Here is a 16,959-nt window from a genome sequence, read left to right on the forward strand (position 1 = left end):
TGGATCACTTCACCGCGTGCGCGGTCTGCTGCGAATCCGGCGCCGCAGCAGCGTCGATGTCACGCCAGGCCAGCGGCCGTACCTTGTCGCCGGCGGCGAATTTCTGGAAACCCTCGACGACGACCTTGTCGCCGGCCTTGAGGCCTTCGGTCACGAACCAGGAGCCGCCCTGCAGCGAGCCGGTGCGCACCGGCTGTACCGCGACGTGATTGTCGTCCTTGACGACGAACACCTCGCTGCCGCCGCCGCCATTGCGCTGGATCGCCTGCTGCGGCACGGCGATCGCATCGGTGTCGATGCCCTGCTCGATCTGCACGCGGACATACATGCCCGGCAGCAGGACTCGATTCGGATTCGGGAACTCGCCGCGCAGGGTGACCTGCCCGGTATGGGCGTCGACCTTGGCGTCGGAGAACAGCAGCTTGCCCGGCAGCGGATAGATCGAGCCGTCGTCGAGCACGAGACGCACCTTCATCGCGTCGGACTCGATGCGATCGAGATCGCCGTTCTCGAAGGCGCGGCGGAGCTGGTTCATCTCGGTGACCGACTGCTGAAAGTCGGCGTAGATCGGATCGAGCTGCTGGATGGTCGCAAGGCTCGCGGCGTCGTTCTGCACGACCAGCGCGCCCTCGCTGATGACCGCAGCACCGATGATGCCGTCGATCGGCGCGCGGATCGTCGCATAGTCCAGATTGAGCTTGGCACGCGCGACGTCGGCCTGGCGGCCCTGCACGTCGGCTTCGGCCTGCTTCAGGTTGGCGATCGCCTTCTCGTTCTCGGCCTCCGAGGTCGCACGCTGGTTGGTGAGAGTGGCGATACGGCGCGCCTGCAGCGAGTTCTGCTCGAGCACGGCCTTGGCACGTGCGAGCGCCGCCTCGGTCGACTGCAATTCGACTTCGAACGGACGCGGATCGATCTGATACAGGGGATCGCCGACCTTCACCTCGCTGCCCTGGTGGAACATGCGGTTGACGACGATGCCCGAGACGCGCGGGCGCACCTCGGAGACACGGGTCGGCGCGATGCGGCCCGGCAGCTCGCGCACCATCGCGCGCGTCTGCTGCTTCACAGTGACGACACTGACGTCCGGCTCGGGTGCTTGTACGGCGGCTGTTGCCGAATTCGGTTCGTTGCAGCCAGCAAGCAGTGGCGCCGTCACGGCCAGCATCAGAGCAATGCATGCCGATTGCGCGCGAAGTCCAGACATTGAGATGATCGCCCCTGAGAGGTTTGAACAAACGAACGGCGGTGTCACGGCGACAGCGCTCGCGTTGCTGGGGTGAAAATAAAATCTCGTTGCTGCGACGCAATGCGTATTTCGGCGGCTCATTGTCACAGAACGCTATCGTCCTGATTTCGCAACATGTTTTATCGGGTCACTGCATTGTGAGCGGGTTCCATCGCAGGCTGTGGGAATGCGTTAAGGACTGCGTGAGCGGGAACACGCCTTTTGCCTGTGCGGGAATGCCGCAGATTGCAAAGTCGTAATGCGCGGCGCGCGAATCGCCGATCGCGGCACGCCTCGCCCAGCGATGCGTGCAACCCGAGTTCGTCTCGCGACCCGCGCGTGGAATTGGCACTTTCTGAACAGGCTGATGCACCGAAGCGCCGGATTACTGCGCAAAGCGGCAACACTCCGCCCGCTCTCAACCCAAGGTTCTGCTGACAGCCTTTGGATTCGGCTTTCCTCACTCCGCCGCTGTGCCATATTGCTGGCAGATGCGGCCTTCGCGAACGGATGACCCGGCAATGCCCCCTTCCCGCTCCGACATGGAGATCGAACTGAGCAAACTGTCCTCGCCCAGGATCTTCCTGGTGCGGATGCTGGTGTTCCTGGTGCTCTGCGGCCTGGTCGGGGTCGTGCTGTACAAGCAGATCGTCACGGCCTTCTTCGCCAATCCCGGGCTGAACGCCCTGATCGGCGCCGTGTTGCTGATCGGCGTCATCCTGGCGTTCCGGCAGGTGATCCGGCTGTATCCCGAGGTCGCCTGGGTCAATAATTTCCGCATCGCCGATCCCGGCCTTGCGATCGAGCGCCGCCCGACGCTCCTTGCTCCCATGGCAGCCATTCTCGGCGGCGAGCGCACCGGGCGGATGTCGATCTCGCAGCAGACCATGCGGCATCTGCTCGATTCGATCGCAACCCGCCTCGATGAAGCCCGCGACACCTCGCGCTACATGACCGGCCTGCTGGTGTTCCTCGGCCTGCTCGGCACCTTCTGGGGCCTGATCGAGACGGTGGGCTCGGTCGGCAAGGTGATCGACGGCCTCAAGGTCGGCGGCGACGCCGGCGCGCTGTTCGATACGCTGAAGGAGGGCCTCGCCGCGCCGCTCGGCGGCATGGGCATTTCGTTCTCGTCCTCGCTGTTCGGCCTCGCCGGCTCGCTGATCCTCGGCTTCCTGGATCTGCAATCGAGCCAGGCCCAGAACCGCTTCTACACCGACCTCGAAGACTGGCTCGCCACCACCGTGCGCGGCATTTCCGGCGACGGTGTCGGCGCAGGCGCCGGCGGCGCCGACCTGCAGGGCGCGATCGACCGGCTGCGTGCCACCTTCGAGGAAGGTGGCGCCGGCGGCGGCGGTCGCAGCACCACGGCGGCGATGGCCAATCTTGCCGAGGCGATCCAGGGACTGGTTGCGCATATGCGCACCGAGCAGCAGATGATCCGCGAATGGGCCGACGGCCAGGGCGAGCAGAACCGCGAGATCAAGCGGCTGCTCGAGCGCCTCGCCCGCCAACCCGAGAAGAGCTGAGCGACGGAGGCCAACGTGCTGGACCACGTGACCATCGGCGTCAGCGATATCGAGCGGTCCAAGGCCTTCTACGATGCGGCCTTGCGTCCTCTCGGCATCACGCGCCTGTATGCCGAGGGTACCGAGTTTGCAGGCTATGGCGTACGTCCAAAAGCCTTCTTCTGGATCGGGCGGCGCGCTGCGCCGCAGACCGGCACCCACATTGCCTTCACGGCAAACGATCGTGCCACCGTCGATCGCTTCTATGACGAGGCGATCAAGGCCGGCGGCCGGGACAATGGGCGCCCCGGAATTCGGCCGCACTATCATGCAAACTACTACGGCGCTTTCGTCCTCGATCCCGACGATCACAATATCGAAGCCGTCTGCCACGCGCCGCAGGACTGACGGTAACAGATAAAGGGAAACCGAATGGCCCTCGCCCGCTCGCGCCGCAGCGAATCCGGCTTCAACTACTGGCCCGGCTTTGTCGACGCGCTGTCGACGCTGGTGCTGTCGATCGTGTTCCTGCTGTCGGTATTCCTCGTCGTGCAGTTCTTCCTGTCGCAGGAGGTCACCGGCAAGGACAAGGCGCTGGAGCAGCTCAACGCCAAGATCGCCCAGCTCAACGACCTGTTGTCGCTGGAGAAGCTCTCCAAGCTGACGCTCGACGACCAGGTGTCGCAACTGCGCGCCGGCCTCGCCTCGGCCGAGGGTGAGCGCGACCGCATGAAGGGGCTCTATGAGGGGCTCGCCAATTCCGGCAATGACGCGCAGGGCCGCGCCAACGAGCTCAACAAGGCGCTGGAGTCCGAAAAGAGCGTGTCGTCGCGCGCGCTGGCGCAGATCGAGGTGCTGAACCAGCAGATCAGCGCGCTGCGCCGCCAGCTCGCCGCGCTCGAGGAGGCGCTCGACGCCTCCGAGAAGCGTGACAAGGAATCGCAGAACCGCATCGCCGATCTCGGCTCGCGCCTCAACGTCGCGCTGGCACAGCGGGTGCAGGAATTGTCGAAGTACCGCTCGGAATTCTTCGGCCGGCTGCGCGCCATCCTCGGCAACCGCCCCGATATCCGCATCGTCGGCGACCGCTTCGTGTTCCAGTCCGAAGTATTCTTCGATACCGGCCAGGCGACGCTGCTGCCGGAAGGCAAGACCGAGCTCGATACGGTCGCGAGCGCGCTGATCGATCTCGACAAGCAGATCCCGGCCGAAATCGCCTGGGTGCTGCGGGTCGACGGCCACACCGACGTGCGGCCGATCAACAGCCCGCTGTTCAAGTCAAACTGGGAGCTGTCCTCCGCGCGCGCGATCTCGGTGGTGCAATATCTGGTCTCGCTCGGCGTGCCCGCGCAGCGCCTGGTCGCCGCCGGCTTTGCCGAATTCCAGCCGCTCGACACCGCGCAGACCGAAGACGCCTACAAGCGCAACCGCCGCATCGAGCTGAAACTGACGGAACGCTAGGCGGCACGGCCGCTTCGCTTTCGTTGGGACGACACCCAGCGTGCGTCACGGCCTGTGCCCACATCGTCGTCCCGGCGAAGGCCAGGACCCAAAACCACCGGGCTGTGTTGTTGAAGAGGGCTGTGGCCTCAGTGTCGCGCAACAGCGCGCATTTGGGGTAATGGGTCCCGGCCTGCGCCGGGACGACACTGCTGTGTGGCTCGCCTCAGCGTCCGACCATCTGTTGCAATTGCTCCGGATAGCGCGCGCCCTTCACCTCGACTGAGGCGACGGCCTTGCCGATGTCGGCGAGATCGGCGGAGCTCAATTCAATCCGCGCGGCGCCGATATTTTCCTCGAGCCGATTGAGCTTCGTGGTGCCGGGGATCGGCACGATCCACGGCTTCTGCGCCAGCAGCCAGGCCAGTGCGATCTGGGCCGGCGTTGCGCCCTTGCCGGCGGCGATCCGGCTGAGCTGATCGACCAGCGCCTGATTGGCGCGGCGGGCTTCCGGCGTGAAGCGCGGCACGAGGTTGCGGAAGTCGTCGCTGGCGAACGTCGTCGACGCGCTGATCGCGCCGGTGAGAAAACCGCGGCCGAGCGGGCTGTACGGCACGAAGCCGATGCCGAGCTCTTGCAGCACCGGCAGGATCTCCGCTTCCGGCCCGCGTTCCCACAGCGAATATTCGCTCTGCAATGCCGTGACCTTCTGCACCGCATGCGCCCAGCGGATGGTCTGCACGCCGGCCTCCGACAGGCCGAAATGGCGGACCTTGCCGGCGGCAATCAGGTCCTTCACGGCGCCGGCGACATCCTCGATCGGCACGTTGGGATCGACCCGATGCTGATAGAACAGATCGATCACATCGATGTTCAGCCGCTTCAGCGAAGCGTCCGCGACCGCCTTGATGTGCTCGGGCCGGCTGTTCAGCGAGCGGTGGCGCTCGGCCATGGAGCCGATATCGAAGCCGAACTTGGTGGCGATCACCACGTCGTTGCGGACCGGCGCCAGCGCCTCGCCGACCAGCTCCTCGTTGACGAAGGGACCGTAGACCTCCGCGGTATCGAAGAAGGTGACGCCGCGCTCGACGGCGCCGCGCAGCAGCGCGATGCCTGCGGCCTTCTCGACCGCTGGACCATAGGCGAAGCTCAGGCCCATGCAGCCCAGGCCGATCGCCGATACCTCCAGATTGCTGTTACCGAGTTTACGCTTCTGCATGACATCTCTCCGCATCAAGGACTGGAACCTGCCGCTGCGGGATTTAGGACGTGCACAGGCGTCCCATTAGACGTAAAAATCGGGATGGACTTATGAGCTGGATTCATCAATGCCGCGGCATGACGTCAATGACCTGATCGCCTTCCTCGCGGTGGCGCGCGAGCGCAGCTTCACCCGCGCGGCGGCGCAGCTCGGTGTGTCGCAATCGGCGCTCAGCCACACCATGCGCGCGCTGGAGGAACGGCTGGGCGTGCGGCTCCTGACCCGCACTACCCGCAGCGTCGCGCCGACCGAGGCCGGCGAGCGGCTGCTGCAAGGTGTCGGGCCGCGCTTCGAGGAGATCGAGGCCGAACTCACCGCGCTCAACGCGCTGCGTGAGAAGCCGGCCGGCAGCATCCGCATCAACGCCGGCGAGCACGCGGCCGAGACCATCCTGTGGCCGGCGCTGGAAAAGTTCCTGCCGGCCTATCCCGACATCAAGGTGGAACTGACCGTCGACAACGGTCTCGCGAACATCGTCGCGGAACGTTTTGACGCCGGCGTTCGCCTCGGCGAGCAACTGGCGAAGGACATGATCGCGGTGCGGATCGCGCCTGACTTCCGCATGGTGGTGGTCGGCGCGCCGTCCTACTTCAAGCGGCGCGACCGTCCGAAGCGGCCGCAGGACCTGACCCAGCACGCCTGCATCAACATCCGCCTGCCGACCTTTGGCGGCATCTATGCTTGGGAATTCGAGAAGCGCGGACGCCCGATCAAGGTCCGCGTCGACGGACAATTGGTGTTCAACAGCACCGCACTGCGGATCAAGGCGGCGCTGGCCGGGCTCGGGCTTGCCTATGTCGCCGAGGATCAGGTGCAGGCGCAACTGGACAAGGGCCAACTGGTCCAGGTGCTCGACGACTGGTGCGCGCCGTTTCCCGGCTATCACCTCTATTACCCGAGCCGCCGGCAATCCTCGCCGGCGTTCGCGCTGCTGGTCGACGCGCTGCGTTATCGGGGCTAGCGGAGCGGACGCGGCGCCGTGATCGCGCCCGCATCCACCACACGGATATTTGCTTTGCGGTATGGCCGTATCCTCTGGGAACGAGACCAACACCACTTACGTTATTGGAGACGCAATCGAGCGGCTTGGCGGACCTCGCCACCGCGCGAGCCTCACCGCACCATCCGGGCTAACCCCATGTTCAGAAACAAATTCGCCATCATCCTCGCTGCCGGCCTCACCCTCGCGCCGGCCCAGCTTCTCGCGCAAAGCACGGGGGGCTCCCCACCGCCGCCGAGGCCCGGAGATCGCGCCGCTTCGTCGGGCGGCGTTGGCGGCACTGCGCTTCCAGCCCAGAGCGGTCAGCGCTATGCACCGTCCTCCGGCGGCAATTTCAGTGCGGCGCCGGCCGCTCCCGGCGGTTCGGTGAACACAACCGGCAATGCCAACAGCGCGCAGGGGCGCTGAGGCGCAGCGCTAGATCGCGCCGGCCGGCTCCGCGGCCGGTTCGTCCGGCTCGGCGTCGGCGGTGACGAATTTGAGCCCGTAGGTCTTGCCGCGACGCCAGACCACCTCGCAGGGGTAGCGCTTGGCGTGATCAGCGAGCAGCGTCAGCGCAAGGCGATCCTTGACGTCGAACTCGACCTCGGTCGTGATCTTGGCGCCGCCGGGCGAGATATCGACCACGGCGCAGGCGTTCTCGGTTACACCGTCATCGACCGTGATCCACGCCGCACGATTGTTGAGCTGGCGCCGCGGCTCGCGACTGATTTTGATCCGTGCTCCATTGCTCGCCATCGTCGTCGTCCTTGAAGACATTGGTCCTTGAAAAAAATTGGAGGCCGCGCAGGTCGATCGACGCGCCCGGCACACAACCGCACGGGCCACAATGCCGCCGCCCCGTAAAGTCCGGCTTAGCGCGATCGCTTGAACTTTACCGGAATCTTGACCCGGCTTTTATCGAACGAGGATTCCGCAATTCCATCAGCGGGATACCGGCCGCCCTGGCAGCCATTGGCTTGACACGGAGACCGCATAGTTGGTGAAGTGGCAGCCGTGGCTTCGGCCACATCCCTGCAACAAGAGCGCTTCAAGCCGCCTTAGTCCTTCGGAAACGCCCCATGCTGATCCCCCTCGCCGACGTGCCGCGCTGGTATGCCGAACGCAAGCCCGTAGACGCGATCGCCGTCAGTCACGGCGCGGATGCGCTGACCTGGCGTGAGCTCGAGCAGCGCGCCAATGCGCGGGCGCGCGCCTTTGCCGCCAAGGGCGTCAAGCCCGGCGACTTCGTCGCGATCGGGCTGCCCAACAGCAACGCATTCTTCGAGACCACGTTTGCGGTGTGGAAGTGTGGCGCGACGCCGACCTCGCTGTCATGGCGGCTGCCGCGCGGCGAGGCCGCCGCGGTGCTCGAGATCCTGAAACCGTCGCTGGTGGTCGGCGGCGAGGCCGACTGGAACGCGCCGAATTCGCTGCCGGTGGATTTTGTGCCGGAAGGATTTTCCGGGGAGCCGCTCGATGCGCCGGTCGCGCGCTACTGGAAGGCGATGACGAGCGGCGGCTCGACCGGACGACCGAAGGTGATCCTCGATCACAGCCCTGCCGTGATCGAAACCACGACACCGCTTCTGCTCGGCATGCCACATGAGGCGTCGGTCCTCAACCCGGGCCCGCTGTATCACAACGCGCCCTTCATCCTGTCGCACGCCGCGCTGTTCGGCGGCGGGCGGCTGACCGGCATGGTGAAGTTCGACGCCGAGGAGACGCTGCGGCTGATCGCGCGCGAGCGCGTGCAATGGGTCAACTTCGTGCCGACCATGATGCACCGGATCTGGGCGCTGCCCGAGGAGGTACGCAACCGCTACGACGTCTCCAGCCTGCAGATCGTGTTTCATATGGCAGCCCCGATGCCGCCCTGGTTGAAGGAGAAGTGGATCGAATGGCTCGGGCCGGAACGGGTCTGGGAGCTCTATGGCGGCACCGAGCGGCAGGGCGCCTGCGTGATCTCGGGCGTCGAGTGGATGGCGCACAAGGGCTCGGTCGGCAGGATCGGCGAGACCGCGCGCCTGCGCATCATCGGCGAGGACGGCAACGACGTCGCGCCCGGCGAGACCGGCGAGATCTACTTCCTGCCCAATGACGGCGCCGGCTCGACCTATCACTATCTCGGCGCCACGCCGAAGCGGCGTACCGACGGCTGGGAATCGCTCGGCGATATCGGCCGGCTCGACGAAGAAGGTTATCTCTATCTCGGCGACCGGCTCGCCGACATGGTGCTGCGCGGCGGCGCCAACATTTATCCGGCCGAGGTCGAGGCCGCGGTCAGCGAACATCCCGAGGTGCGCTCCTGCGTCGTGGTCGGACTGCCCGATCCGGAATTCGGGCAGCGCGTGCATGCGATCCTCGAACTCGCCGACAGCGCCGATGCGCAGAAGATCGCCGACGGCATGAGCGATTTCCTGAAGGACCGGCTCAGCCGCTACAAGCATCCGGAAAGTTTCGAGCGCGTCGGCACGGCGCCGCGTGATGATTCCGGAAAAGTTCGCCGCACCATGCTGCGCGACGAGCGCGCCGCCTGGATCAAGGAGGACCGCGCCTTCCGCATCATGCCGGCGCGCGCGAAGGCATGATCCTGAAAAGTGCGAAGCGGTTTTCCGAAAAGATCATGCCCAAACAAGAAGCTAAAGCGCGATGACGATTCAACCCGACCTCATCGCGCTTCAAAAAGCGAATAGGTTCAATTGATCTTGCGAGGGGCAGGTCTGCACGCCAGATGAGCTGTGCAGGCCGCCGCGCAAGGTATATCATTCCATCTTCCCTGCCGGCAGAACCTCGGACTACCATGAGGTTCCAGCACGCTGCACGCCAGGAGATCCCGGATGCCCTCCACCACCGAATGGAAAGTGCCAGCGGCCTTTCAGCCCCGTCCCGAAGATTACCGCTATGACCTCGATCGTGCGCTGATGAGCGTGGTCGGGCTGCACTCGATCATTCCGCCTGACGCCTTCAGCGCCGAGACGCTCGGCACTGAGCGCACCGGCAACGGCGTCTTGATCGACAATGGGCTGGTGCTGACGATCGGATATCTGATCACGGAGGCCGCCACGGTGTGGCTGCATCTCGGCGACGGCCGCGCGGTCGAGGGCCACGCGCTCGGCTTCGATTTCGAATCCGGCTTCGGCCTGGTGCAGGCACTCGGCAAGCTCGACATCAATCCGCTGCCGATCGGCTCGTCGGCGGGAACGCAGGTCGGCGACAGTGTCGTGCTCGGCGGCGCCGGCGGCCGCACACGCTCGGTCGCAAGCCAGATCGCCGCGAAGCAGGAGTTCGCGGGCTACTGGGAATACCTGCTCGACGAGGCGATCTTCACCCATCCGTCGCATCCGAACTGGGGCGGCGCCGGACTGATCAACAATGCCGGCGAGCTGATCGGCATCGGCTCGCTGCAGCTCGAACGCGAGCGCTCGGGCCGAGCCGAGCATGTCAACATGATTGTGCCGATCGATCTGCTCAAGCCGGTGCTCAGCGATCTGCGCAAGTTCGGCCGTGTCGACAGGCCGGCGCGGCCGTGGCTCGGCATGTACACGACCGAGATCGACAACCGCCTCGTGGTGGTCGGCGTCGCCAGCAAGGGACCGGCGGCGCGCGCCGAGCTCAAGACCGGCGACGTGATCCTCGCGGTCGACGGCGACAAGGTGACGAGCCAGACCGGCTTCTACAGAAAACTCTGGTCGCTCGGCGCGGCCGGCGTCGACGTGCCGCTGACGATCTACCATGAGGGCGTCACCTTCGACGTGACGCTGACCTCGATCGACCGCATGAAGCTGTTGAAGGCGCCGCGGCTGCATTAAGAGAAAGAAAAGAGGCAGCGACGATGAGCGAGGCCGTGGTTGACGACATCGTGGCCGTGCTGCCGCCGCTGTTGCAGACGCTGGAATCGCTGTCCTTTGTCGCGCGCAACCTCAACCCGCCGGACTTCGATCGCGTGATGCAGATCGCGGGCGAGCCCGAGGAGGCCTTGCAGGCGGTGCGGCCGCGGCTTGCCGATTGGCCGGAGAAATTCGCGCACATCAAGACCGCGCTGGAGGCTGCGATCGAGCCGGCATTGGCCGGCTATGCGGGCCTGCGCGCGGTGCAGAATGGCGAAGGCGATCTGGTCAGCGTATTCCGCGCGCTACGCTATCTGCCGCGCGCACAGGAGGCGCTCTATCCGCTGACCGAACTGCCGCCGGTCAGCGGCTTCTTCATCGCGCACGACTTGCGCGAAGACGCCGCGCTGCAAGCGAAGCTCGCGGCGACACCCAACGCCGACACCGGCATATTCCATGAGCGCAACGAGCCGGGCAGCCGCGGCGGCTTCTCGATGTATGTGCCGGAGTACTACACGCCGGATCGTGCCTGGCCGCTGGTGATGGCGCTGCACGGCGGCAGCGGCAACGGCCGCGGCTTCCTGTGGAGCTGGCTGCGCGATGCGCGCAGCCGCGGTGCCATCCTGGTGGCGCCGACCGCGACCGGCCAGACCTGGGCGCTGATGGGCGACGACAGCGACACGCCGAACCTCAACCGCATCCTCGACCAGGTGTGCGCGCGCTGGCGGATCGACGAGACGCGGATGCTGCTGACCGGCATGAGCGACGGCGGCACCTTCAGCTATGTGAGCGGGCTCGACGGCACCTCGCGCTTCACGCATCTGGCGCCAGTCGCTGCGACCTTCCATCCGCTGATGGCCGAGATGGCCGATGCCGATCGGCTGCGTGGCTTGCCGATCTTCATCACCCACGGCCGGCTCGACTGGATGTTCCCGGTGCAGACCGCGCGGCAGACGCAGGGCTTGCTGTCGGCTGCGGGGGCCAAGGTGATTTATCGCGAGATCGACGATCTCAGCCACACCTATCCCCGCGAGATCAATGCGGAAATTTTTCGGTGGCTGGATGGTGAGCAAGCCGGCGGAGCGTGATGCGCCGCCAGCTTGTGTAGTTGCGTTGCGTGGCTCTATTCCCGTCACCCTGAGGAGCGCGAAGCGCGTCTCGAAGGGTCGACGGGCCCGGCTGCGGCCATGCGGCTGCATCGGGCCGTGCATCCTTCGAGGCTCGCTCCGCTCGCACCTCAGGATGACGGTGATGGATAGTGCGCGTGGCACTATCCTCATCGTTGATGCGGACAGAGCGCCGAGCTACTTGTTCACCCGCGGCTTGAGCAGGTCGGAGAAGCCGACCCGGTGCAGCATCTCGTCGCGGACGCGGTCGATCACGCCGAATGCGACCTCGGCGCCGTCCTGGGTCGGATCGATGTGGACGCGGAACGGCCGCTTGCCGAACGGCGTGTCCACGACCTTAGCGATCGCATCGGCCACGGAGCCAGCGTCGGCATCCTCGGGCACGATCGCCGAAAACGCCTTCATGATCTCGTCACCAAAACCGGCATAGGGACCGGCTTCATATTCGGCGGCGCGCGCCTGATCGGCGGGACGTCCGGAATGCGCGAAATGGTTGGTGCCGCCGGTGAACGCGCCGGGCACGATGATCGAGGTCTCGATGCCCCAGCGTGACAACTCGCGGGCATAGATCACGGCCATCGCATCCATGCCGGCCTTCGCCGCGAAGTATGGCGCGAGATAGGGCGGCGTGCCGCCGGCCGAGCTAGAGCTCGACACCCATACCACAAGTCCCCTGCCCTGCTTGCGCAGCTGCGGCAGCGCCGCGCGATTGACGCGCTGGGTCGAGAGCACGTTGACGTCGTAGACTTCGGCAAGCTGCTCAGGCGTGAAGGCCTCGGCCGGGCCGAACACCATGTGGCCTGCATTGTGCATCACGACGTCGAGGCGGCCTTCCTCGGCGACGATCTGGGCGATGGCTTTATCGACCGAAGCCTGCGAGCCGACGTCGAGCTCGAGCGAGCGCAGTTCGACCTTGTTGTCGCGGGCGAACTCCTCGATGTCGGCGACCGCGGCGGCGTTGCGGCCGGTGGTGTGGCGCATCGAGGCGTAGACGGTGTGGCCGGCCCTGGCGAGCGCGTTGGCGGTGAGGCGGCCGAAGCCGCTGGAGGCGCCGGTGATAACGATGACCTGTTTCATGACACGTATCCTTGTGATGGCGGGTTGAACGAGAGCTGGGTTGAAGTGTTGGGACGTCAGACCAGGCCGCCATTGGCGCGCAGGGTCTGGCCGTTGATCCAGGAGCCGTCGGGACCGGCGAGAAACGACACGGCGTTCGCGATGTCGTCGGGCGTGCCGAGCCGCTCCAGCGGGACCATCTTGGCGAAGCGATCGATCAGCTCGTCTGACTTGCCGTTGAGGAACAGATCGGTCGCGGTCGGGCCGGGCGCGACCGCATTCACCGTGATGTCGCGGCCGCGCAATTCCTTGGACAGGATCGCGGTCAATGACTCGATCGCGGCCTTGGTCGCGACATAGATGCCGTAGGTCTCGAGCTTGGTGCCGACGACGCTGGTCGAGAAATTGACGATGCGTCCGCCGTTGCGCAGCCGGCGTGCCGCCTCGCGCATGGTGTTGAAGCTGCCCTTCAGGTTGACCGCGACCTGCTGGTCGAAGGCCGCGTCGTCGCTGTCGGCAATCCTGCCGAGCTTCATGATGCCGGCATTGTTGACCAGCACGTCGACGCCGCCGAACGCCGCTTCCGCCGCGTCGAACAGGCCGCGCACCGCATTGGCATCGCTGACATCGGCCTTCGCGGTCAGCGCCCGGCCGCCGGCGGCCTCGATCCGGTCGGCCACCGCCTGGGCGGGCCTGGCATCGCCGGAGTAGTTGATGACGACGGTGAAGCCGTCCTTGGCGAGGCGTTCGGCAACCGCCGCGCCGATCCCGCGCGAGGCACCCGTCACCAGAGCTACCTTGTTGGTTTGGTTGGTCATTTTCAGTCTCCCATCAGGTTGGCGGCCAAGGCCGCGTTCGATGGGGAGGACACTAGGCCTTGGCATTGGCCGGATCATCAGGCATCTTCTGGCATCACTATTCGTAATTGCCGGATAATAATGGACCGCTTCGACGCGATGCGCGTGTTCACCCGGGTGGTCGAGCGCCGCAGCTTCTCGCTGGCCGCCGACGATCTCGCTTTGCCGCGCTCGACGGTGACGGACGCGGTGAAGGGGCTGGAGGCGCGGCTCGGCGTGCGGCTGCTCGAGCGCACCACGCGCACGGTCCGCCCGACGCTCGACGGCGAGGCGCATTACCGCCGCTGCCTGTCGCTGATCTCCGACCTCGAAGACGCCGAAGGCGCGTTCGGCGGCGCGCGGCCGAAGGGGCTGCTGCGGCTCGAAGTGCAGGGCACCTTGGCGCGGCACTTCCTGCTGCCGAACCTGCCCGGCTTCCTCGCCCAATATCCTGATATCGAGATCAACATGAGCGAGAGCGATCGCTGGGTCGACCTGATCCGCGAAGGCGTCGACTGCGTGCTGCGCTTCGGCCAATTGCCCGACAGCGACATGATCGCGCGCCAGGTCACGATGCTGGAGCGACTGACCTGCGCCACGCCGGATTATTTTGCGCGCTGGGGCATGCCGACCGATCCGCTCGCGCTCGACGGCCATCGCATGATCGGCATCCGCTCGCTGACGACGGGGCGCTTGCGCCCGATGGAATTCGTAATCGACGGCGTGCTCAAGCAGTTTCCGCTGCCAGCGCCGATGTCGGTGACCGGTCCCGAGAGCTATCTGGCGAGCGCCAGGCTCGGGCTCGGCCTCGTGCAGGTGCCACGCTTCCATGCCGAAGCCGATCTCGCGAGCGGCACGCTGATCCCGGTGCTGCAGCAGTGCCCGCCGCCATCGGTGCCGGTTTCGCTGCTCTATCCGCGCACTCGACAGCTTTCGCCGCGGGTCCGCGTGTTCATCGATTATGTGATGCGCGTGTTCGCGCGCAGTTGATCGATCGCCGGAACCACAGCGAACCCCGCGACGTTATCCCATCGACACCGGAGGGATTGAGCGATGCGGACGTTTTTCGGCATGATATTGGGCGCGCTGCTGCTGGTTTGCGGCGTCTATGTCTACGATTCGATGCAGACGTCGAGCGTGGCTAACGGGCAGGTTGCGCAGGACACCCGCACCATTGTGAATTGGGACGTGGCCGCCCGTGACTGGAATCTGCTGAAGGCGCGGGCGCACGAGGAATGGACAAGGGTCGCCGCGAAATAACTGCCGGCGTCACGGTACGATCACGGATGTCGCGATCGCCGCACCGAACCCCGCGCCCAGCGCGGCCCATTCCCTGGCCGTGACAGCCATCGTCACGAGCGCGATTATTGTCCCGACGAGACCTGCCAGCCCGCCGGACAGGCAGCCACCGACAATGAATGCGATGAACAGATTGCCGGGCGCGAGCCGGAGAAACCGCGCGGCGATGCCATCGTCGCGCATCGACCCGGCGAGGACGTATCCACCGGCGCGCATGGCATAGCATGTCAGCCCGAGGATGAAGATCACGCCGAGAACGTCCAAGTCCTTCATCAAGTGCGGCACCAGGTCATACATCGGTCCGCTCCATCATGCTGACGAGCGTGCCGCATCCGCCCCCGATCAGCATCGACCAGCTGGGATCCACGAATCGGCTGACAAGCAGCGCGACGACTGCCGAGACCAGCCACGGCCACCGAGATGTCGCGTTCTTCCACTGGCTGGGAAGCAGCGTCGCAATGAACATCGTCGGCAGCAGCGCGGCGGCGAGCTTCAGCGGTCCGTTGGTTGTAAGCGGGGCGGCATAGGCAAGTGCAGTGCCGCCGACCCAGCCGATCGCCATGGGAATGCTCGATCCGAGCAGATAGCCGGCGTCGGGTCCGTTGCGGTCTGCATCCGAGCTCGTCATCAGCCACGACGCATCCGCGAGCAGAAACAGGCTGAGCAGGATCTTCCGGGGGGCCAGTCCGCCAAACAGCTGGCGCAGATGGGCGCCCATCAGTAAGTATCGTGAATTGGTGGCGATGCAGGCAACGACCATGGCGGCAACCGGCAACGGGCTTGCCCACATGCTCAGCGTGATCGCCTGGGCGGTGGCGGAGTAGACGAGCAGGCTGAACAGAATCGCTTGCGGCGCCCCCAGCCCAAGCCCCTTGTAGGTCAGTCCCATCACCAGGCCGGCGGCGCCGTTGCTGAGCAGGAACGGCAAGGCCGCGACCAGGCCGCGCCTGAATCCGGCGGCCGTCATCGTTGGGACGCGTTGCGACGGTTGGGCGCTTGTAATGGTCATGACCGTTAGATTAAACTTGGTGAGAGGCCGTGATGTCAAGGGATCCCGCGCGGGCAGCGACACAGTTCTTCGGTGGACGGGTCTGCCTCGACTTCGCGAACACGCTCGACTGGCGGACCTCGAACGATCCGCAGGAGCTGATCCCGGATTATGCTGCGCTATTGTCCTGGAGCGAACGCCGCGGGACGTTGCCGCTCGCCGCGATCAGGAAGCTGAAAGCGCATTCGGCGAGCAGCGTTGCCGTGGCAGCGATGCAGAAGGCGCATGATCTGCGCCGCGACATCTGGGGCATTTCCGACGCGCTCCGCAGTGGCCGCAGCGCGGACCTCCGTCTCGTCAATCGGATGCTGTCGGCGGCGCCGCGGCAGCCCGACCTGGTGCGGCAGGATCACGGCTATCGCCATGCGCTGGCGGGGATCGACGTGACGGAGCCGTTGTGGCCGGTGCTGTGGTCGCTGACGGCCCTGCTGGCGTCCGATGATGCGAGCCGCATCGGATGCTGCGAGGCCGACGGCTGCGGCTGGTTCTTCGTCGACGAGAGTCCGAACCGGACGCGCAGATGGTGCTCGAGCGAAGTGTGCGGCAATCGCGAGCGCGCGCGGCGCGCCTATGCCAAGCGGAAGGGCTCGACGTAAACTCGCTCCATGTTGGTCGCGAGGGAAGCGACGTCGCGAGCTAGTTCTGCTCGGTCTTGCGGCCCATATTGGCCTTGCGCGCGTCGGCGATGACCTGCTCGAACTGATCGATGCTGAGCACGCCGGGCACGCGATACTTGCCGACGATGAATGACGGCGTGCCGTTGAAGCCGAATGCCTGCGCCTGTTCGTTGTTGCGTGCCAAGACCGCGTCGATCGCCTTGGCGTTGGTGTCGAGATCCTTCTTCAGGCGATCCATGTCGAGGCCTGCGCCCGAGAGCAGTTCGGCGATGCGCGGCTCGGTGATGCGCGAATTGACCGAGATCATCGCCTCGTGCGCGGCTTCGAACTTGTCCTGGTACTTCGCCGCCAGCGCCATCCGCGCCGCAACCTTCGACACCGGCCCGAGGATCGGCCAATCCTTGAGCACCAGACGAACCTTGCCGTCGTCCTGCACCACCTGGCGGAGCTCCGGCGCGAGCTTGCGGCAATACGGGCAGTTATAGTCGAACCATTCGACGATCGTGATGTCGCCCTTGGGGTTGCCGATGTCCGGAATATCCGGATCGCGCAGCACCTGCTGCTCGGTCAGGACATTGTCGTCCTCGGCGCGCGCGCCTCCGGCGGCCAGGAGCGCAATGCCGGCACCGATGAGGCCGAGCGCGCCGCGGCGGGTGGCACCGGCGTTATCGAGGGGAAATTTCGTCAGGTGGTTCATAGCTCGCTTCCGGAAGGGCTCCTCGCCCTTCTACGT

General features: G+C 65.7%; 19 protein-coding genes. 11 read left to right on the forward strand and 8 right to left on the reverse strand.

The features are described from left to right. Window positions 1-4 precede the first annotated feature (4 nt). Window positions 5-1,207, reverse strand: coding sequence for an efflux RND transporter periplasmic adaptor subunit (locus ACVIGA_RS15165; RefSeq protein ID WP_456666998.1), 1,203 nt, complete (start codon window positions 1,205-1,207; stop codon window positions 5-7). 542 nt (window positions 1,208-1,749) lie between these two features. Between ACVIGA_RS15165 and ACVIGA_RS15170 the strand changes: the two genes are divergently transcribed. From ACVIGA_RS15170 to ACVIGA_RS15180, 3 genes are read left to right on the forward strand one after another with little or no spacing between them, the layout of a single operon-like run. After that, entirely contained in the window at window positions 1,750-2,754 is a 1,005-nt protein-coding gene (locus ACVIGA_RS15170; protein WP_456666999.1) for a flagellar motor protein MotA, read from the forward strand. 15 nt (window positions 2,755-2,769) lie between these two features. Beyond that, entirely contained in the window at window positions 2,770-3,141 is a 372-nt protein-coding gene (locus ACVIGA_RS15175; RefSeq protein ID WP_456667000.1) for a VOC family protein, read from the forward strand. 24 nt (window positions 3,142-3,165) lie between these two features. After that, on the forward strand, window positions 3,166-4,194 hold the full coding sequence (locus ACVIGA_RS15180; protein ID WP_223966767.1) for a peptidoglycan -binding protein: 1,029 nt from the start codon (window positions 3,166-3,168) through the stop codon (window positions 4,192-4,194). 205 nt (window positions 4,195-4,399) lie between these two features. Here the strand turns inward: ACVIGA_RS15180 and ACVIGA_RS15185 are convergent, their stop codons facing one another. Continuing rightward, a complete protein-coding gene (locus tag ACVIGA_RS15185; RefSeq protein WP_456667001.1) occupies window positions 4,400-5,392 on the reverse strand; it encodes an aldo/keto reductase in 993 nt (330 codons plus the stop codon). 109 nt (window positions 5,393-5,501) lie between these two features. On the opposite strand from ACVIGA_RS15185, the gene ACVIGA_RS15190 reads away from it, so the two are divergent. Together ACVIGA_RS15190 and ACVIGA_RS15195 are read left to right on the forward strand one after the other, a co-directional pair. Then, entirely contained in the window at window positions 5,502-6,395 is an 894-nt protein-coding gene (locus tag ACVIGA_RS15190; protein ID WP_456667002.1) for a LysR family transcriptional regulator, read from the forward strand. A 177-nt stretch (window positions 6,396-6,572) separates the two neighbouring features. Then, window positions 6,573-6,842, forward strand: a complete 270-nt coding sequence (locus ACVIGA_RS15195; RefSeq protein ID WP_456667003.1) for a hypothetical protein — start codon at window positions 6,573-6,575, stop codon at window positions 6,840-6,842. Between the two features lie 9 nt (window positions 6,843-6,851). Here ACVIGA_RS15195 and ACVIGA_RS15200 read toward each other — a convergent pair whose 3' ends face one another. Continuing rightward, complete coding sequence (locus ACVIGA_RS15200) at window positions 6,852-7,172, reverse strand: PilZ domain-containing protein (RefSeq protein ID WP_212314035.1); 321 nt, start codon at window positions 7,170-7,172, stop codon at window positions 6,852-6,854. Between the two features lie 323 nt (window positions 7,173-7,495). Between ACVIGA_RS15200 and ACVIGA_RS15205 the strand changes: the two genes are divergently transcribed. The 3 genes from ACVIGA_RS15205 to ACVIGA_RS15215 all read left to right on the forward strand — a co-directional run bounded on the left by ACVIGA_RS15205 (window position 7,496) and on the right by ACVIGA_RS15215 (window position 11,331). Next, window positions 7,496-9,004, forward strand: a complete 1,509-nt coding sequence (locus tag ACVIGA_RS15205; RefSeq protein WP_456667004.1) for an AMP-binding protein — start codon at window positions 7,496-7,498, stop codon at window positions 9,002-9,004. Window positions 9,005-9,253: 249 nt separating this feature from the next. Then, window positions 9,254-10,225: a S1C family serine protease gene (locus ACVIGA_RS15210; RefSeq protein WP_223966758.1), complete on the forward strand. Its 972-nt coding sequence runs from the start codon at window positions 9,254-9,256 to the stop codon at window positions 10,223-10,225. 23 nt (window positions 10,226-10,248) lie between these two features. Then, a complete protein-coding gene (locus ACVIGA_RS15215) occupies window positions 10,249-11,331 on the forward strand; it encodes a carboxylesterase family protein (RefSeq protein ID WP_456667005.1) in 1,083 nt (360 codons plus the stop codon). Between the two features lie 216 nt (window positions 11,332-11,547). On the opposite strand, the gene ACVIGA_RS15220 is transcribed toward ACVIGA_RS15215, so the two are convergent. Together ACVIGA_RS15220 and ACVIGA_RS15225 are read right to left on the reverse strand one after the other, a co-directional pair. Beyond that, the gene (locus ACVIGA_RS15220; RefSeq protein WP_456667006.1) at window positions 11,548-12,447 is read right to left on the reverse strand and encodes an SDR family oxidoreductase; all 900 of its coding nucleotides are present in this window, start codon (window positions 12,445-12,447) and stop codon (window positions 11,548-11,550) included. Between the two features lie 56 nt (window positions 12,448-12,503). Beyond that, window positions 12,504-13,244, reverse strand: a complete 741-nt coding sequence (locus ACVIGA_RS15225; protein ID WP_456667007.1) for an SDR family oxidoreductase — start codon at window positions 13,242-13,244, stop codon at window positions 12,504-12,506. A gap of 120 nt (window positions 13,245-13,364) precedes the next feature. On the opposite strand from ACVIGA_RS15225, the gene ACVIGA_RS15230 reads away from it, so the two are divergent. Next, window positions 13,365-14,252, forward strand: a complete 888-nt coding sequence (locus tag ACVIGA_RS15230; RefSeq protein ID WP_456667008.1) for a LysR family transcriptional regulator — start codon at window positions 13,365-13,367, stop codon at window positions 14,250-14,252. Between the two features lie 63 nt (window positions 14,253-14,315). After that, a complete protein-coding gene (locus ACVIGA_RS15235) occupies window positions 14,316-14,522 on the forward strand; it encodes a hypothetical protein (RefSeq protein WP_173638800.1) in 207 nt (68 codons plus the stop codon). 9 nt (window positions 14,523-14,531) lie between these two features. Here ACVIGA_RS15235 and ACVIGA_RS15240 read toward each other — a convergent pair whose 3' ends face one another. Together ACVIGA_RS15240 and ACVIGA_RS15245 are read right to left on the reverse strand one after the other, a co-directional pair. Continuing rightward, the gene (locus ACVIGA_RS15240; protein ID WP_456667009.1) at window positions 14,532-14,858 is read right to left on the reverse strand and encodes an AzlD domain-containing protein; all 327 of its coding nucleotides are present in this window, start codon (window positions 14,856-14,858) and stop codon (window positions 14,532-14,534) included. After that, window positions 14,851-15,528 (reverse strand): AzlC family ABC transporter permease, encoded by a 678-nt coding sequence (locus tag ACVIGA_RS15245; RefSeq protein WP_456667010.1) that lies wholly within the window; start codon window positions 15,526-15,528, stop codon window positions 14,851-14,853. The genes ACVIGA_RS15240 and ACVIGA_RS15245 overlap by 8 nt, the downstream gene beginning before the upstream one ends. 74 nt (window positions 15,529-15,602) lie before the next feature. Between ACVIGA_RS15245 and ACVIGA_RS15250 the strand changes: the two genes are divergently transcribed. After that, entirely contained in the window at window positions 15,603-16,205 is a 603-nt protein-coding gene (locus tag ACVIGA_RS15250; protein WP_456667011.1) for a CGNR zinc finger domain-containing protein, read from the forward strand. A 40-nt stretch (window positions 16,206-16,245) separates the two neighbouring features. On the opposite strand, the gene ACVIGA_RS15255 is transcribed toward ACVIGA_RS15250, so the two are convergent. Continuing rightward, complete coding sequence (locus ACVIGA_RS15255; RefSeq protein ID WP_456667012.1) at window positions 16,246-16,923, reverse strand: DsbA family protein; 678 nt, start codon at window positions 16,921-16,923, stop codon at window positions 16,246-16,248. Window positions 16,924-16,959 lie beyond the last annotated feature (36 nt).

The sequence above is a fragment of the Bradyrhizobium sp. USDA 3240 genome, assembly GCF_054063295.1.

Bases quoted from the DNA above. Each gene is read 5' to 3' on its own strand.
- ACVIGA_RS15205 (WP_456667004.1), top strand. From the start codon at position 7,496: ATGCTGATCCCCCTCGCCGACGTGCCGCGCTGGTATGCCGAACGCAAG.
- ACVIGA_RS15165 (WP_456666998.1), bottom strand. From the start codon at position 1,207: ATGTCTGGACTTCGCGCGCAATCGGCATGCATTGCTCTGATGCTGGCC.
- ACVIGA_RS15235 (WP_173638800.1), top strand. From the start codon at position 14,316: ATGCGGACGTTTTTCGGCATGATATTGGGCGCGCTGCTGCTGGTTTGC.
- ACVIGA_RS15170 (WP_456666999.1), top strand. From the start codon at position 1,750: ATGCCCCCTTCCCGCTCCGACATGGAGATCGAACTGAGCAAACTGTCC.
- ACVIGA_RS15190 (WP_456667002.1), top strand. From the start codon at position 5,502: ATGCCGCGGCATGACGTCAATGACCTGATCGCCTTCCTCGCGGTGGCG.
- ACVIGA_RS15230 (WP_456667008.1), top strand. From the start codon at position 13,365: ATGGACCGCTTCGACGCGATGCGCGTGTTCACCCGGGTGGTCGAGCGC.
- ACVIGA_RS15240 (WP_456667009.1), bottom strand. From the start codon at position 14,858: ATGTATGACCTGGTGCCGCACTTGATGAAGGACTTGGACGTTCTCGGC.
- ACVIGA_RS15255 (WP_456667012.1), bottom strand. From the start codon at position 16,923: ATGAACCACCTGACGAAATTTCCCCTCGATAACGCCGGTGCCACCCGC.
- ACVIGA_RS15220 (WP_456667006.1), bottom strand. From the start codon at position 12,447: ATGAAACAGGTCATCGTTATCACCGGCGCCTCCAGCGGCTTCGGCCGC.
- ACVIGA_RS15225 (WP_456667007.1), bottom strand. From the start codon at position 13,244: ATGACCAACCAAACCAACAAGGTAGCTCTGGTGACGGGTGCCTCGCGC.
- ACVIGA_RS15245 (WP_456667010.1), bottom strand. From the start codon at position 15,528: ATGACGGCCGCCGGATTCAGGCGCGGCCTGGTCGCGGCCTTGCCGTTC.
- ACVIGA_RS15185 (WP_456667001.1), bottom strand. From the start codon at position 5,392: ATGCAGAAGCGTAAACTCGGTAACAGCAATCTGGAGGTATCGGCGATC.
- ACVIGA_RS15210 (WP_223966758.1), top strand. From the start codon at position 9,254: ATGCCCTCCACCACCGAATGGAAAGTGCCAGCGGCCTTTCAGCCCCGT.
- ACVIGA_RS15250 (WP_456667011.1), top strand. From the start codon at position 15,603: ATGTCAAGGGATCCCGCGCGGGCAGCGACACAGTTCTTCGGTGGACGG.
- ACVIGA_RS15180 (WP_223966767.1), top strand. From the start codon at position 3,166: ATGGCCCTCGCCCGCTCGCGCCGCAGCGAATCCGGCTTCAACTACTGG.
- ACVIGA_RS15200 (WP_212314035.1), bottom strand. From the start codon at position 7,172: ATGGCGAGCAATGGAGCACGGATCAAAATCAGTCGCGAGCCGCGGCGC.
- ACVIGA_RS15195 (WP_456667003.1), top strand. From the start codon at position 6,573: ATGTTCAGAAACAAATTCGCCATCATCCTCGCTGCCGGCCTCACCCTC.
- ACVIGA_RS15215 (WP_456667005.1), top strand. From the start codon at position 10,249: ATGAGCGAGGCCGTGGTTGACGACATCGTGGCCGTGCTGCCGCCGCTG.